The organism is Streptomyces sp. WY228 (assembly GCF_019287315.1).
Lineage (GTDB): Bacteria > Actinomycetota > Actinomycetes > Streptomycetales > Streptomycetaceae > Streptomyces > Streptomyces caviscabies.
In genome coordinates, this window is record NZ_CP079114.1 from 6,735,954 (window position 1) to 6,751,246 (window position 15,293).

Sequence of the window (15,293 nt, forward strand, 5' to 3'; positions counted from 1 at the left end):
CCCACGTCCGGCGGTGGAACATTAGACTCATCGGATCGGCACGCTCGATCAGCTCAAACGCAAGGAGGCACGGGTGGATCTGCTGACCCGCATCAAGGGACCGCGCGACCTGGACCGGCTCAGCCTCGGTGAGCTGGACCAGCTCGCGGAGGAGATCCGCACCTTCCTCGTGGACGCGGTGTCCAAGACCGGTGGACACCTCGGCCCCAACCTGGGCGTCGTCGAGCTCACCATCGCCCTGCACCGGGTCTTCGAGTCGCCCCGGGACCGGGTGCTCTGGGACACCGGCCACCAGGCCTACGTCCACAAGCTCCTCACCGGCCGCCAGGACTTCTCCCGCCTCAAGAGCAAGGGCGGCCTCTCCGGCTACCCCTCCCGCGCGGAGTCCGACCACGACGTCATCGAGAACAGCCACGCCTCCGGCGTCCTCGGCTGGGCCGACGGCCTCGCCAAGGCGAACGAGGTCCTGAAGAAGGACGACCACGTCGTCGCGGTCATCGGTGACGGCGCGCTCACCGGCGGTATGGCCTGGGAGGCGCTGAACAACATCGCCGCCGCCAAGGACCGCCCGCTGGTCATCGTCGTCAACGACAACGAGCGCTCCTACGCCCCGACCATCGGCGGCCTGGCCAACCACCTCGCCACGCTCCGTACGACCGACGGTTACGAACGGTTCCTGGCCCGCGGCAAGGACATCCTGGAGCGCACGCCCGTCGTCGGCCGCCCGCTGTACGAGACCCTGCACGGCGCCAAGAAGGGCCTCAAGGACTTCATCGCCCCGCAGGGCATGTTCGAGGACCTCGGCCTGAAGTACGTCGGCCCGATCGACGGCCACGACATCGAGGCCCTGGAATCCGCGCTCCAGCGCGCCAAACGCTTCGGCGGCCCGGTCATCGTGCACTGCCTCACCGAGAAGGGCCGCGGCTACACCCCGGCCCTGGAGGACGAGGCCGACCGCTTCCACGCGGTCGGCAAGATCCACCCGGACACCGGCCTGCCGATCTCCACCTCCGGCCTCGACTGGACCTCCGTGTTCGGCGAGGAGATGCTCAAGCTCGGCCAGGAGCGCGAGGACATCGTCGCGATCACCGCGGCCATGCTCCAGCCGGTCGGCCTCGGCAAGTTCGAGGAGGCCTTCCCGGACCGGATCTACGACGTCGGCATCGCCGAGCAGCACGGCGCGGTCTCCGCGGCGGGCCTCGCCACCGGCGGACTCCACCCGGTCTTCGCGGTCTACGCCACCTTCCTCAACCGCGCCTTCGACCAGGTCCTGATGGACGTCGCCCTGCACAAGTGCGGCGTCACCTTCGTCCTGGACCGGGCCGGCATCACCGGCACGGACGGCGCCTCGCACAACGGCATGTGGGACATGTCGATCCTGCAGTGCGTGCCCGGCCTGCGGATCGCCGCCCCGCGCGACGCCGACCAGGTCCGCGCCCAGCTGCGCGAGGCCGTCGCCGTCGACGACGCGCCGACCGTGGTCCGCTTCTCCAAGGGCGCGGTCGGCCCCGCCGTCAAGGCGGTCGGCAAGGCCGGCGGCATGGACATCCTGCGCCGGCCGAAGGCCGCCCGCCCGGACGTCCTGGTCGTCTCCGTCGGCGCGCTCGCCCCGATGTGCCTGGAGATCGCCGACCTGCTGGACGCCCAGGGCATCTCCACCACCGTCGTCGACCCCCGCTGGGTCAAGCCCGTCGACGAGGCGCTCGCCCCGCTCGCCGAGCGCCACCGGGTCGTCGTCACGGTCGAGGACAACAGCCGGGCCGGCGGTGTCGGCTCGGCCGTCGCCCAGGCCCTGCGCGACGCCGGGGTCGACGTACCGCTGCGCGACTTCGGCATCCCGCCGGTCTTCCTCGACCACGCCTCGCGCGGCGAGGTCATGGCCGAGATCGGACTGACCGCACCGGACATCGCCCGGCAGGTCACCGGACTGGTCGCCAAGCTCGACGGCCGCTTCGAGAGCCGCGCGGTCGAGCCCGCCCGCGACTGACGCGCTCGCCTTCGTACGGCCGGATGGGCCGGGCGAACCGCCCCTGTACGGGTGGTTCTCCCGGCCCATTCGCGTGAAACGGACCGGATGGCGCGATCCCGCGCCGGACCTGTCCGAATCATGGCGTTCACAACGAATGCGTGGAGGTAACGCAGGTGAGCGCGCAGGTCACACCACCCCGCGGAAACGGCATGTTCCGCACCAAGTCCGTCGAACAGTCGATCCAGGACACCGAGGAGCCGGAACACGCGCTCAAGAAGTCCCTCTCCGCCCTGGACCTGACGGTCTTCGGCGTCGGCGTCATCATCGGCACCGGCATCTTCGTCCTCACCGGACAGGTCGCCAAGGAGACGGCCGGCCCCGCCACCGCCATCGCGTTCGCCGTGGCGGGCGTCGTGTGCGCGCTGGCCGCGCTCTGCTACGCCGAATTCGCCTCCACCGTCCCGGTGGCCGGCTCCGCGTACACCTTCGCGTACGCCGCGCTCGGCGAACTGGTGGCCTGGATCATCGGCTGGGACCTGGTGCTGGAGTTCGCGCTGGGCACCGCGGTCGTCGCGGTCGGCTGGTCCGGCTACGTCCGCTCACTGATGGACAACGTCGACTGGACGATGCCGGAGGTGCTCTCGGGCACGGACGTGGCGGAAGGATTCGGCTTCGACATCCTGGCCTTCGCCCTGGTGCTGGTGCTGACCGTCATCCTGGTCATCGGCATGAAGCTGTCCGCCCGGGTCACCTCGGTGGTGGTGGCGATCAAGGTCGCGGTGGTCCTCATGGTGATCATCGCGGGCCTGTTCTTCATCAAGGCCGACAACTACAAGCCCTTCATCCCGCCGGCCGAGTCGCAGCCCGCCGGTTCGGGCTGGGACGCGCCGCTCGTGCAGCTGATGTTCGGTTACGAGCCCACGAACTTCGGCGTGATGGGCATCTTCACCGCCGCCTCCATCGTCTTCTTCGCCTTCATCGGCTTCGACGTGGTGGCCACCGCCGCCGAGGAGACCAAGCTGCCCCAGCGCGACATGCCGCGCGGCATCCTCGGCTCGCTGGTCATCTGCACGGTGCTCTACGTGGCGGTCTCGCTCGTGGTGACCGGCATGCAGCACTACAGCGAACTCTCCGTCAGCGCCCCGCTCGCCGACGCCTTCAAGGCCACCGGACACCCCTTCTACGCCGGTCTGATCAGCTTCGGCGCGGCGGTCGGTCTCACCACGGTCTGCATGATCCTGCTGCTCGGCCAGACCCGGGTCTTCTTCGCGATGAGCCGTGACGGGCTGCTGCCGCGCTTCTTCTCCAAGACGCACCCGCGCTTCCGCACGCCCTACCGCCCGACGATCCTGCTCGGCGTGCTGATCGCGATCATCGCCGGGTTCACCAGCATCGAGGAACTGGCCACCCTGGTGAACATCGGCACGCTCTTCGCGTTCGTCGTCGTCGCCCTCGGCGTCCTGGTCCTGCGCCGCACCCAGCCGAACCTGCCCCGCGCGTTCCGTACCCCGTGGGTGCCGGTGCTCCCGATCGTCTCGGTGGCCGCCTCGGTCTGGCTGATGCTCAACCTGCCGGTGGAGACCTGGGTGCGCTTCGGCGCCTGGATGGTCCTCGGGGTGGTCATCTACTTCGTGTACGGGCGCTCCCACAGCCTGCTGGGCAAGCGGGGCCGCTAAGACCGACCGGCAATTGGGGGGCGGCGTCACGGGGCTGGGCACGCGCATCTGCGGCGTTGTCGTCAATCACCAACGCTCCGCGTTGACTCAATCCTCCGCCTTGCAGCTGCACGCACCCAGCCCCGCTCCTTCTCCCACCCTCCAATTGCCGGTCGGTCTAGGGCCGTACCGTACGGGGTCCGACGCACCGGGCCCCGTACGCCTCGACCCGCCGCCGCAGCCCGCGGTCGGCGGTGACGACGACGCAGTCGCGGTCCGGGGCGGCCCCGGCCGCCAGCCCGGCGATCAGGTCGTCGCCGCTGCCGGCGGCCGACTCGACCCGGACCCCGGCCACGGACGCGACGCCCCGGGCGGCCCCCTCGACGACGAGCACCAGCTCCACCGGGCCGGGCAGCCCGGGCAGCCCGGCCGTCGCGTACGGGGCCAGCGCGTCCCGCAGGCGTACGGCGGCCCCGTGCCGGTCCCGCCACCACCCGTCGGGCACGGAACCGACCACATTGGCCCCGTCCACGATCACCAGTGCCCTGCCGTCGTCGCTCATTCCGGCAGGGTGTCACGCCGAGCGGGGCGCGACGGGCCGTCAGCCGCCGGTGGCGGGGGACTTCTTGGCCTCCTCGGGGATCGTGCCGTCCTCGCGGATCGCCTTCCACAGCTGACCCGCCTGCGGCTCGGCCGCGATCACGCGGTTAGGGTCGATCGTGTCGTACGCCACCGGCAGCATGATCGTCTCCATGGAGCCCGGGTCGACGCCGTTCATGGAGCGGGCGAACTCCGCCAGCGAGGTGAGCGAGGCGAGCCCGGAGTCGGTGGTGAGCGCCTTGGTCGCCGAGTCGGCGATTCGGTAGGAGCTCGCCGGACTGCCCAGCAGATCCTGCGACTTGACCTCGCTCAGCAGGGCCAGCAGGAACTGCTGCTGGAGTCCGATGCGGCCGAGGTCGCTGCCGTCGCCGATGCCGTACCGGGTGCGGACGTACGCGAGGGACTCGGCGCCGTCCAGCTTCTGCGGACCGGCGGTGAGGTCCAGCCCCGACGCCTTGTCGTGGATGTCCTGCGGTACGTCGACGGTGACGCCGCCGATGGCGTCGACCAGGTCCTTGAACCCGGCGAAGTCGATCTCCAGATAGTGGTCGATCCGGACGCCGGACATCTTCTCCACCGTCTTCACCACACAGGCCGGACCGACCTGCGCGTAGACGGAGTTGAACATGACGCGCTCCTTGGCGGACACGGTGGATCCGTCGTCGCCGGCGCACTCGGGCCGGGTCACCAGGGTGTCGCGCGGGATGGAGACGGCGACGGCCCTCGACCGGCCCTCGGGTATGTGCACGACCAGCGCGGTGTCGGAGCGGGCGCCGCTGACGGCCCCGCCGCCGCCCAGCTCCTCGTTCTCCGCCCCGGCCCGCGAGTCCGAGCCGAGGACCAGCAGGTTCTGCCCGCTGGTGGGCAGCCGCTCCGGGCGGTCCTCGCCGAGCGCCTTCTCGATGTCGACGCCCTTGATGTTCCCGTCGAGCCGGCTGTAGAGCCAGTAGGCGGTGCCACCGGCGGCGAGCAGCAGGACGCACAGGACGCCGAGCGCGATCGTGAGGCCGCGGCGGCGTTTGCGGGGTCCGGCCCGGCGGCGGGAGGCGCGGGAGCCCGGTGTCGTCTCGTCGTTGCTCATCGTGGTCGAGTCCTCGCATCTCGGTGCCCGGGGAGGGCAGGGGAGTAGGTGGGACTCGGGTGGGGGGTGTGACCGGTCCGTGAAGGGGCGACTGACCGAGCACTATAGAACAGGTGTCTGTGGGAATGGGTGTCCGGAAACCGGCCGACCGGACCGGATACGCGCTCGGGCCGTACAGGAGGCAACTCCCGTACGGCCCGAGCGCGTTGGTTCCGGGCGGCGTGGTTACGCCGGAACGCTCGCCACACCCTGCGCGAGGAACGGCTTGCCGTTCACCCGCTGGGAGACGCCCTCACGGTCCAGGTACGGCGTGATGCCGCCCAGGTGGAAGGGCCAGCCCGCACCGGTGATCAGGCACAGGTCGATGTCCTGGGCCTCGGCGACGACGCCCTCGTCCAGCATCAGGCCGATCTCCTGCGCCACCGCGTCGAGCACGCGGTCGCGGGTCTGCTCCTCGGTGAGGACGGTGTCGCCCTGCTTGAGGAGCGCGGCGACCTCGGGGTCGAGGACCGGCGCACCGGAGTCGTAGACGTAGAAGCCGCGCTTGCCGGCCTTGACGACCGCCGCGAGGTTCTCGGAGACCGTGAAGCGCTCCGGGAAGGCGCGGTTCAGGGTCTCGGAGACGTGCAGGCCGATGGCCGGGCCGACCAGCTCCAGGAGCACCAGCGGGGACATCGGCAGGCCGAGCGGCTCGACGGCCTTCTCCGCGACCTCGACCGGGGTGCCCTCGTCGATGACGTTCTGGATCTCGCCCATGAAGCGGGTGAGGATGCGGTTGACGACGAACGCCGGGGCGTCCTTCACCAGGACCGCGGTCTTCTTCAGCTTCCGGGCCACACCGAACGCGGTGGCCAGCGAGGCGTCGTCGGTCTGCTCGCCGCGCACGATCTCCAGCAGCGGGAGGATCGCGACCGGGTTGAAGAAGTGGAAGCCGACGACCCGCTCGGGGTTCTTCAGCTTCGACGCCATCTCGGTCACCGACAGCGAGGAGGTGTTGGTGGCGAGGATCGCGTGCGCCGGGGCGACCGCCTCGACCTCCGCGAACACCTGCTGCTTGACGCCGATCTCCTCGAAGACGGCCTCGATGATGAAGTCCGCGTCCGCGAAGCCCTCGGCCTTGTCGAGGACACCGGAGACCAGGCCCTTGAGGCGGTTGGCCTTGTCCTGGTTGATGCGGCCCTTGCCGAGCAGCTTCTCGATCTCGGCGTGGACGTAGCCCACACCCTTGTCGACGCGCTCCTGGTCGATGTCCGTGAGGACGACCGGGACCTCCAGGCGGCGCAGGAACAGCAGCGCCAGCTGCGAGGCCATCAGGCCCGCGCCGACGACGCCGACCTTGGTGACCGGGCGGGCCAGGCTCTTGTCCGGGGCGCCGGCCGGGCGCTTGGCGCGCTTCTGGACCAGGTTGAAGGCGTAGATGCCGCTGCGCAGCTCGCCGCCCATGATCAGGTCCGCGAGCGCCTGGTCCTCGGCGTCGAAGCCGGCGGACAGGTCGCCGTCCTTGGCCGCGGCGATGATGTCCAGCGCGCGGTACGCGGCCGGGGCGGCGCCGTGCACCTTGGAGTCGGCGATGGCCCGGCCGCGGGCGACGGCCGCGTCCCAGGCGTCACCGCGGTCGACCTCGGCGCGCTCGACGGCGACCGTGCCCTTGAGCACGTTCGCGGTCCACACGAGCGACTGCTCCAGGAAGTCCGCACCCTCGAACAGCGCGTCCGCGATGCCGAGTTCGAAGACCTGCTTGCCCTTGAGCTGACGGTTCTGGTTCAGCGAGTTCTCGATGATCACCGAGACCGCGCGGTCCGCGCCGATCAGGTTCGGCAGCAGGGCGCAGCCGCCCCAGCCGGGGACCAGACCGAGGAAGACCTCGGGCAGCGAGAACGCCGGCAGCGCCTTGGAGACGGTGCGGTAGGTGCAGTGCAGACCGACCTCGACACCGCCGCCCATGGCCGCGCCGTTGTAGTACGCGAACGTGGGGACCGCGAGGCCGGAGAGACGGCGGAAGACGTCGTGGCCGCCCTTGCCGATGGCCAGCGCGTCCTCGTGACGGCTCAGCAGCTCGACGCCCTTGAGGTCGGCGCCGACCGCGAAGATGAACGGCTTGCCGGTGATGCCGACACCGGTGACGGCGCCGTCGGCCGCCTCCTTCTCGACCTGGTCGATCGCGGCGTTCAGGTTCGCCAGCGACTGCGGTCCGAAGGTGGTCGGCTTGGTGTGGTCCAGGCCGTTGTCCAGCGTGATGAGCGCGAACCGTCCCGCGCCGAACGGCAGGTCCAGGTGACGAACGTGCGCCTGGGTGACGACCTCGCCGGGGAACAGCTCGGCCGCACCCTTCAGAAGCTCAGTGGTGGAGCTCACTTGGTGCCTCCGTCGGCGTTGAAGTGCGGGTTCTCCCAGACGACCGTGGCGCCCATGCCGAAGCCGACGCACATCGTCGTCAGGCCGTAGCGGACCTCGGGCTGCTCCTCGAACTGCCGGGCCAGCTGCGTCATGAGCCGGACACCGGAGGAGGCCAGCGGGTGGCCGTAGGCGATCGCGCCGCCGTACTGGTTGACCCGGGCGTCGTCGTCGGCGATGCCGTAGTGCTCCAGGAAGGCGAGCACCTGGACGGCGAAGGCCTCGTTGATCTCGAAGAGACCGATGTCCTCGATGGACAGACCGGCCTGGGCCAGCGCCTTCTCGGTCGCCGGGATCGGGCCGTAGCCCATGACCTCCGGCTCCACGCCCGCGAAGGCGTAGGACACCAGGCGCATCTTGACCGGGAGGCCCAGCTCGTTGGCGACGTCCTCGGCGGCGAGCAGCGAGGCGGTGGCGCCGTCGTTGAGACCTGCGGCGTTACCGGCCGTCACGCGGCCGTGGGCGCGGAAGGGGGTCTTGAGGCCCGCGAGGGACTCCATGGTGGTGCCCGGGCGCATCGGCTCGTCGGCGGTGACCAGGCCCCAGCCCGTCTCACCGGCTTCGGCGTTGGTGCGGCGCACCGATACCGGCACCAGGTCCTGCTGGATCTTGCCGTTGGCGTACGCCTTGGCGGCCTTCTCCTGCGAACGCACCGCGTAGGCGTCGGCGCGCTCCTTGGTGATCGTGGGGTAGCGGTCGTGCAGGTTCTCCGCCGTCATGCCCATGAACAGGGCGGACTCGTCGACCAGCTTCTCCGACACGAAACGCGGGTTCGGGTCGACGCCCTCGCCCATCGGGTGGCGGCCCATGTGCTCGACGCCACCGGCCACGACGACGTCGTACGCGCCGAAGGCGATGGAACCGGCCGTCGAGGTGACGGCGGTCAGCGCGCCCGCGCACATGCGGTCGATCGAGTAGCCGGGGACGGACTGCGGCAGACCGGCCAGGATTCCGGCGGTGCGGCCGAGCGTCAGGCCCTGGTCCCCGATCTGCGTGGTCGCGGCGATGGCGACCTCGTCGATCTTCTTGGGGTCCAGGTCCGGGTTGCGGCGCAGCAGCTCCCGGATGGCCTTCACGACGAGGTCGTCGGCGCGGGTCTCGTGGTAGATGCCCTTCGGGCCCGCTTTGCCGAACGGGGTGCGGACGCCGTCGACGAAGACGACGTCCCGGATGGTACGAGGCACGGTGGCTCTCCTCCAGGGTGCGGGATGGCACTGCTGCGGGGCACGCCACGGGGGCGCACCGCCTGCCATCATGCTACTTGCGGGTAACCAGACTGCCCACCCCCCACGGCCGGAGCGTCGAAGGTCACACCTCTCACCGCATCGTCGCCGCGATCGGACCCGAGGACCGGACCACCTCACGGGCGAACCGGAACCGGCCCACTCCCAGCCGCCGCAGCGCCGGGCCGTGGTCCACCGCCACCACCAGCGCGGCCGCCGCGAGGGCGGCCCGCCACCCGGAGGTCACCAGCACCCGCACCGGCGGCGGCAGCGGGCGCAGCGCCCGGCGCAGCCGGTGGCAGTGGAAGGGCACGTGCCGCTCCTCGTCGGCCAGGATCCGCCCCGCCACCTCGCGCGTCAGCGCATCGCCGGCCCCGTCCCGCAGCGCCCGGTAGTAGCGCAGCGCGACCACCTCCGCGATCATCAGGACCAGCAGTTCGAGGCGGAGCCCCAGCGCCCGGCGCAGCGCCACGAAGATCCGGTCGCTCCAGTCCGAGGCGATCAGCGGCGCGCCGCCCGAGGCGAGCAGGAGCGCCAACAACCTGGCGTGATTTCGCTCCTCCGCGACGAACATCCGCACCGCCGACGCGTACTCCGCGTCACCGGCCGCCTCCGCTTTGGTGATCAGCCCGGCCCCGTCGCCGTCCTCACCGACCTGGAAACGCTGCACACTGCGCCGGATCGCGGGGTGCTGCTTCACCCCGGTCCGCCAGTCCGGATCGCCCCGCTCGGCCCGCTCACGGCGCGCCGCCTCGAAGTCGCGTATCCAGTCCCCGTACGTCGTGGTCCCCACGGCCGCCCCCCGGTGTCCGCCCCCGTGTCCGTGTCTCCCGAGGTCAGGCGCCGGCGTTCAGCGCCCGGACCAGGAGCGGGGCGACCTGCTGGATCTGCCAGTTCCGCGCCCCGTACCCGGCGAGGACGTCCTCGACGGCGCCCGGGGTCGGGTTCTTCGGCGGCTCCCAGCAGACCCGGCGCACGGTGTCCGGGGTGATCAGGTTCTCCTGGGGCATGCGAAGGCGTTCGGCCAGCTCGGAGACGGCGGTGCGGGCGGCCGAGAGCCGGGCGGCGGCGGCCGGGTCCTTGTCGGCCCAGGAGCGCGGCGGCGGCGGTCCGGCCGGCTGCTGACCGGGCTGCGGCAGCTCCGACTCGGGCAGCGCCCTGGCCCGGTCCACGGCCGCCTGCCACTGCTCCAGCTGACGGCGGCCCATCCGGTGGCCGAATCCCGGCAGCGCGGTCAGGGCCTGCACATCGTTCGGCAGCGCGAGCGCGGCCTCGACGATCGCGGCGTCGCCGAGCACCTTGCCCGGCGAGACGTCGCGGCGCTGGGCGACCTGGTCACGGGTGGTCCACAGCTCCCGGACGACGGCCATCTGACGGCGGCGGCGCACCTTGTGCATGCCCGAGGTCCGGCGCCACGGGTCCTTGCGGGGCGGCGCGGGCGGCGCGGCGGCGATGGCGTCGAACTCCTCGCGGGCCCACTCCAGCTTGCCCTGCCGCTCCAGCTCCTCCTCCAGCTCGTCGCGCAGGTCGATCAGCAGCTCCACGTCGAGTGCGGCGTAGCGCAGCCAGGGCTCGGGCAGCGGGCGGGTGGACCAGTCGACCGCGGAGTGGCCCTTCTCCAGGGCGTAGCCGAGGACGTTCTCCACCATCGCGCCGAGGCCGACGCGCGGGAAGCCCGCGAGCCGTCCGGCCAGCTCGGTGTCGAACAGCGAGGTGGGGGTCATGCCTATGTCCCGCAGGCACGGCAGGTCCTGGGTGGCGGCGTGCAGGATCCACTCGGTGCCGTTCAGCGCGGAGCCGAGGCCGGAGAGGTCGGGGCAGCCGACCGGGTCGACCAGGGCGCTGCCCGCGCCGTCGCGGCGCAGCTGTACGAGGTAGGCGCGCTGGCCGTAGCGGTAGCCCGAGGCGCGCTCGGCGTCGACGGCCACCGGGCCGGTGCCCGCGGCGAAGGCGGCGATCACCCGGGCCAGGGCGTCGTCGGACGTCACCACCGGGGGAATGCCCTCGCGAGGTTCGAGCAAGGGGATCGGCGCCGGGGCGACGTCGTCCGGGGGAGCGCCCCCGGTGGTTCGCAGTGAAGTGTCTGCTGCGGTCTCTTGGGCGTCGGTCACGTGTCAAGGGTATCTGTGTATGCACGGAGCCCGTCGACGGAACGTTCCGTCGACGGGCGGCCATGCACGTATTCCAGCCGGAGGCGCATCGGTGCACGTCCCGGCGGGGTGCGGTCAGTGGATGATGCCCGTCCGCAGGGCGACCGCGACCATGCCGGCCCGGTCTCCGGTGCCCAGCTTGCGGGCGATGCGGGCGAGGTGGGACTTGACGGTCAGGGCGGAGAGGCCCATCGAGACGCCGATGGCCTTGTTGGACTGGCCTTCGGCGACCAGGCGGAGCACCTCCACCTCACGTCCGGACAGTTCGCGGTAGCCGCCCGGGTGGCTCGGGGAACCGGGAGGCCTGCGGTGCATACGGGCCGCGTTGGCGCCGATGGGGGCGACGCCGGGGCGGGTGGGGTGGCCGATGTTGGTTCGGGTGCCGGTGACGACGTAGCCCTTCACGCCGCCCGCGAGGGCGTTGCGAACGGCGCCGATGTCGTCGGCGGCGGAGAGGGCGAGACCGTTGGGCCAGCCTGCGGCGCGGGTCTCGGACAGCAGGGTCAGCCCGGAACCGTCGGGCAGGTGGACGTCGGCAATGCAGATGTCGCGCGGGTTGCCGACGCGGGGGCGTGCCTCCGCGATGGACGACGCTTCGATGACGTCACGTACTCCGAGGGCCCACAGATGGCGGGTGACGGTGGAACGGACGCGCGGGTCGGCCACGACGACCATGGCCGTCGGCTTGTTCGGGCGGTAGGCGACCAGGCTTGCGGGCTGCTCAAGGAGAACGGACACCAGGCCTCCTGGGGGGAGTGGCGGGACGGGCCGGCTCGGGGGATGAAGCCGGGGGCGAACCGTGCTTGAAGGGTCATTGACCTCTTCGGCAGCGGACCCGTCCTCCTTTAGGGGAAGATCACGATTTGGTGAGTAACAATTCGGGCAAATAGGACGCGCGATCGATTGTACGAAAAGAGAGCCGGTACTTGTGCGAAACGGGTGACGGAGTGTTACGAAACCTGCGGCCCGCGCCGCTGCGGCAGCGTCACCACCGCCGCGTCCGCCGGATCCGAGGGCGGCAGCCCCGCGATCTGGCACAGCAGGTCGCCCCAGGCCATCAGGTGTGACGCCGCGTCCGGCACCCCGCCCCGGCCCTCGCGCGGCGTCCACGAGGCGCGGATCTCGATCTGCGTCGCCGGACGGCGCGCGGAGAGCGCACCGAAGTAGTGCGATCCGGCGCGTGTCACCGTTCCGCCGGCCTCTCCGTACGACAGGCCCCGCGCGTCCAGCGCACCCGTCAGCCAGGACCAGCACACCTCCGGCAGCAGCGGGTCCGCCGCCATCTCCGGCTCCAGCTCCGCCCGGACCAGCGTCACCAGCCGGAACGCGCCCTGCCAGGCGTCGTGCCCCGCCGGATCGTGCAGCAGCACCAGCCTGCCGTCCGCGAGATCGTCCTCGCCGTCCACCACCGCCGCCTCCAGGGCGTACGCGTGCGGCGCGAGGCGCTGGGGCGGCCTGGTCACCTCCACCTCCAGCTCCGGTCGGAGGCGCGCGGAGCGCAGCGCTTCGACCGCCGCCAGGAACGCGGGCGGTGCGGAAGGACCCTCCGCGCGTTCCTTGCTGTCAACGCCGTCGGAATGATCGGAAAATTGTCCCTGAGCCGGAGCCATGCGGGGAAGAGTAGGCGGAAGGCGGGCCTCGCGCAGGGAGAGACACCCGTGCGGGGCCGGGCTCCTTCGGCACGCGTGCGAAGATTCTGTGCGTGAGTGCCAACGACAGCCCTTCGGGCCAGCAGACGACGACCTCCGCCAGCCTCGACGCGGTCCGCCACGCCACCCACGACTCGGCGTTCCTCAAGGCCTGCCGCCGTGAACCCGTCCCGCACACGCCGGTCTGGTTCATGCGCCAGGCGGGGCGCTCGCTGCCCGAGTATCTGAAGGTCCGCGAGGGCATCGCGATGCTCGACTCCTGCATGATGCCGGAGCTGGTCACCGAGATCACCCTGCAGCCCGTGCGCCGCCACAAGGTCGACGCCGCGATCTACTTCAGCGACATCGTCGTGCCCCTGAAGGCCATCGGCATCGACCTCGACATCAAGCCCGGCGTCGGCCCGGTCATCGCCGACCCGATCCGCACCCGCGCCGACCTCGCCCGGCTGCGCGACCTCACCCCCGAGGACGTCCCGTACGTCACCGAGGCCATCGGGATGCTCACCGCCGAGCTGGGCGCCACCCCGCTCATCGGCTTCGCCGGGGCCCCGTTCACGCTGGCCAGCTACCTCGTCGAGGGCGGCCCCTCGCGCAACCACGAGCGCACCAAGGCCATGATGTACGGCGACCCGCAGCTCTGGGCCGACCTCGTGGACCGGCTCGCGGAGATCACCGGCGCCTTCCTCAAGGTCCAGATCGAGGCCGGCGCCTCCGCCGTCCAGCTCTTCGACTCCTGGGTCGGCGCGCTGGCCCCCGCCGACTACCGCCGCGCGGTGCTGCCCGCCTCCGCGAAGGTCTTCGACGCCGTCGCCCCCTACGGCGTCCCCCGCATCCACTTCGGCGTCGGCACCGGCGAGCTGCTGGGCCTGATGGGCGAGGCCGGCGCGGACGTCGTCGGCGTCGACTGGCGGGTCCCGCTGGACGAGGCCGCCCGCCGCGTCGGCCCCGGCAAGGCCCTCCAGGGCAACCTCGACCCGGCCGTGCTGTACGCGCCGACCCCGGCCGTCGAGGAGAAGACCCGCGAGGTGCTGGACGCCGCCGCCGGTCTGGAGGGCCACATCTTCAACCTGGGCCACGGAGTCATGCCGACCATGGACCCGGACGCGCTGACCCGCCTCGTGAGCCACGTGCACGAGCAGACCGCGCGCTGAAGCAGTCGCGCCCCGGGCGCGGGAGGCCTCGTCAGCCTCCCGCGCCCCGCACCGCCGCCACCGTCTTGCGCGCGGCGACCAGCACCGGGTCCCAGACCGGCGAGAACGGCGGGGCGTAGCCCAGGTCGAGCGCCGTCATCCGCTCCACCGTCATCCCGGCCGTGAGCGCCACCGCCGCCACGTCCACCCGCTTCGCCGCCCCGTCCCGGCCCACGATCTGCACCCCGAGCAGCCGGCCCGTGCGCAGCTCCGCGATCATCTTCACCGTCATCGGCTTCGCCCCCGGGTAGTAGCCCGCCCGCCCCGTCGACTCGATGGTCGCCGTGACATAGCGCAGCCCGACCGCGCGGGCGTCCTTCTCCCGCAGCCCGGTCCGGGCGATCTCCAGGTCGCAGACCTTGCTCACCGCCGTACCGACCACACCCGGGAACGTGCCGTAGCCGCCCCCGACGTTGGAACCGATCACCTGGCCGTGCTTGTTGGCGTGCGTGCCCAGCGCGATGTGCCGGGTGCGGCCCGCCACCAGGTCCAGGACCTCCACGCAGTCGCCGCCCGCCCAGATGTTCTCGTGGCCCACCACCCGCATCGACAGGTCGGTGAGCAGCCCCCGGTGCGGACCCACCGGCAGCCCGGCCTCGCGCGCCAGCTCCGTCTCCGGCTCCACGCCGATGCCGAGGACCACCACGTCCGCCGGATACGTCCCCGCCTCCGTCGCCACGCCGGTGACCCGGCCGCCGGGGCCGGTCAGGATCTCCGTCACGGCCGCCCCGTTGACCGTGGTGATGCCCAGACCGTCCATCGCCTCGTGGACGAGCCGCCCCATGTCCGGGTCGAGCGTCGCCATCGGCTGCTCGCCCCGGTTGAGCACGGTCACCTCGAAGCCCCGCTTGAGCATCGCCTCGGCCATCTCCACACCGATGTACCCCGCTCCCACCACGACCGCCCGGCGGGTCTCCCCGCCGCCCAGGGCGTCCAGCGAGTCCAGGAGCGCCTGCCCGTCGTCCAGGGTCTGCACCCCGTGCACCCCGGCCGCGTCCATGCCGGGCAGCGCCGGGCGCACCGGACGGGCCCCGGTGGCGATCACCAGCTTGTCGAAGTCCGTCCAGTACGTCCGCCCGCTCTCCAGGTCCAGCGCCTTCACCCGTCGCCCGGCCACGTCCAGCTCGGTCACCTCGGTCCGCATCCGCAGATCGATGTCGCGCGCCCGGTGCTCCTCGGGGGTGCGGGCGATCAGGTCGTCGCGCTCCCCGACGTCGCCGCCCACCCAGTACGGAATGCCGCAGGCGGAGTACGAGGCGAAGTGGCCGCGCTCGAAGGCGACGATCTCCAGCGCGTCCGGCCCCTTCAGCCTGCGGGCCTGGGACGCGGCGGACATGCCCGCCGCGTCACCGCCGATGACCACCAGTCGCTCCGCTGCCATG

At 71.7% G+C, this 15,293-nt stretch carries 12 protein-coding genes; 3 read left to right on the top strand and 9 right to left on the bottom strand.

All coding sequences use genetic code 11. From position 1 onward, the window contains the following. Positions 1-73 precede the first annotated feature (73 nt). Together dxs and KV381_RS29485 are read left to right on the top strand one after the other, a co-directional pair. Positions 74-1,987, top strand: coding sequence for a 1-deoxy-D-xylulose-5-phosphate synthase (gene dxs, locus KV381_RS29480; RefSeq protein ID WP_030079747.1), 1,914 nt, complete (start codon positions 74-76; stop codon positions 1,985-1,987). Between the two features lie 191 nt (positions 1,988-2,178). Next, on the top strand, positions 2,179-3,645 hold the full coding sequence (locus KV381_RS29485; protein WP_030079745.1) for an amino acid permease: 1,467 nt from the start codon (positions 2,179-2,181) through the stop codon (positions 3,643-3,645). Positions 3,646-3,802: 157 nt separating this feature from the next. Here the strand turns inward: KV381_RS29485 and KV381_RS29490 are convergent, their stop codons facing one another. The 8 genes from KV381_RS29490 to KV381_RS29525 form a co-directional block, all read right to left on the bottom strand. After that, the gene (locus KV381_RS29490; protein WP_218786726.1) at positions 3,803-4,186 is read right to left on the bottom strand and encodes an NTP pyrophosphohydrolase; all 384 of its coding nucleotides are present in this window, start codon (positions 4,184-4,186) and stop codon (positions 3,803-3,805) included. Positions 4,187-4,225: 39 nt separating this feature from the next. Then, complete coding sequence (locus KV381_RS29495) at positions 4,226-5,305, bottom strand: LCP family protein (protein ID WP_218786727.1); 1,080 nt, start codon at positions 5,303-5,305, stop codon at positions 4,226-4,228. A 225-nt stretch (positions 5,306-5,530) separates the two neighbouring features. Continuing rightward, positions 5,531-7,660, bottom strand: coding sequence for a 3-hydroxyacyl-CoA dehydrogenase NAD-binding domain-containing protein (locus KV381_RS29500; RefSeq protein ID WP_030079736.1), 2,130 nt, complete (start codon positions 7,658-7,660; stop codon positions 5,531-5,533). Then, on the bottom strand, positions 7,657-8,883 hold the full coding sequence (locus tag KV381_RS29505) for an acetyl-CoA C-acyltransferase (RefSeq protein ID WP_030631786.1): 1,227 nt from the start codon (positions 8,881-8,883) through the stop codon (positions 7,657-7,659). Before KV381_RS29505 ends, KV381_RS29500 begins: the two co-directional genes overlap by 4 nt. A 133-nt stretch (positions 8,884-9,016) precedes the next feature. Further along, the gene (locus KV381_RS29510) at positions 9,017-9,715 is read right to left on the bottom strand and encodes a ferritin-like domain-containing protein (protein ID WP_030079732.1); all 699 of its coding nucleotides are present in this window, start codon (positions 9,713-9,715) and stop codon (positions 9,017-9,019) included. Between the two features lie 43 nt (positions 9,716-9,758). After that, the gene (locus tag KV381_RS29515) at positions 9,759-11,033 is read right to left on the bottom strand and encodes an HRDC domain-containing protein (protein ID WP_030631789.1); all 1,275 of its coding nucleotides are present in this window, start codon (positions 11,031-11,033) and stop codon (positions 9,759-9,761) included. A 114-nt stretch (positions 11,034-11,147) separates the two neighbouring features. Beyond that, on the bottom strand, positions 11,148-11,810 hold the full coding sequence (locus KV381_RS29520) for a response regulator transcription factor (RefSeq protein WP_003965521.1): 663 nt from the start codon (positions 11,808-11,810) through the stop codon (positions 11,148-11,150). A gap of 212 nt (positions 11,811-12,022) precedes the next feature. After that, positions 12,023-12,682, bottom strand: a complete 660-nt coding sequence (locus KV381_RS29525; RefSeq protein ID WP_030079723.1) for a DUF3000 domain-containing protein — start codon at positions 12,680-12,682, stop codon at positions 12,023-12,025. A gap of 92 nt (positions 12,683-12,774) precedes the next feature. On the opposite strand from KV381_RS29525, the gene hemE reads away from it, so the two are divergent. Further along, entirely contained in the window at positions 12,775-13,872 is a 1,098-nt protein-coding gene (gene hemE / locus KV381_RS29530; protein WP_030079721.1) for a uroporphyrinogen decarboxylase, read from the top strand. Between the two features lie 31 nt (positions 13,873-13,903). Here the strand turns inward: hemE and KV381_RS29535 are convergent, their stop codons facing one another. After that, positions 13,904-15,292 (bottom strand): FAD-dependent oxidoreductase, encoded by a 1,389-nt coding sequence (locus tag KV381_RS29535; RefSeq protein WP_218786728.1) that lies wholly within the window; start codon positions 15,290-15,292, stop codon positions 13,904-13,906. Position 15,293: the final 1 nt, after the last annotated feature.

What these genes read in the sequence shown, in the direction of transcription:
- KV381_RS29495 (WP_218786727.1), bottom strand. Translation starts at nt 5,305, where the DNA reads ATGAGCAACGACGAGACGACACCGGGCTCCCGCGCCTCCCGCCGCCGG.
- KV381_RS29490 (WP_218786726.1), bottom strand. Translation starts at nt 4,186, where the DNA reads ATGAGCGACGACGGCAGGGCACTGGTGATCGTGGACGGGGCCAATGTG.
- KV381_RS29525 (WP_030079723.1), bottom strand. Translation starts at nt 12,682, where the DNA reads ATGGCTCCGGCTCAGGGACAATTTTCCGATCATTCCGACGGCGTTGAC.
- KV381_RS29535 (WP_218786728.1), bottom strand. Translation starts at nt 15,292, where the DNA reads ATGGCAGCGGAGCGACTGGTGGTCATCGGCGGTGACGCGGCGGGCATG.
- KV381_RS29485 (WP_030079745.1), top strand. Translation starts at nt 2,179, where the DNA reads ATGTTCCGCACCAAGTCCGTCGAACAGTCGATCCAGGACACCGAGGAG.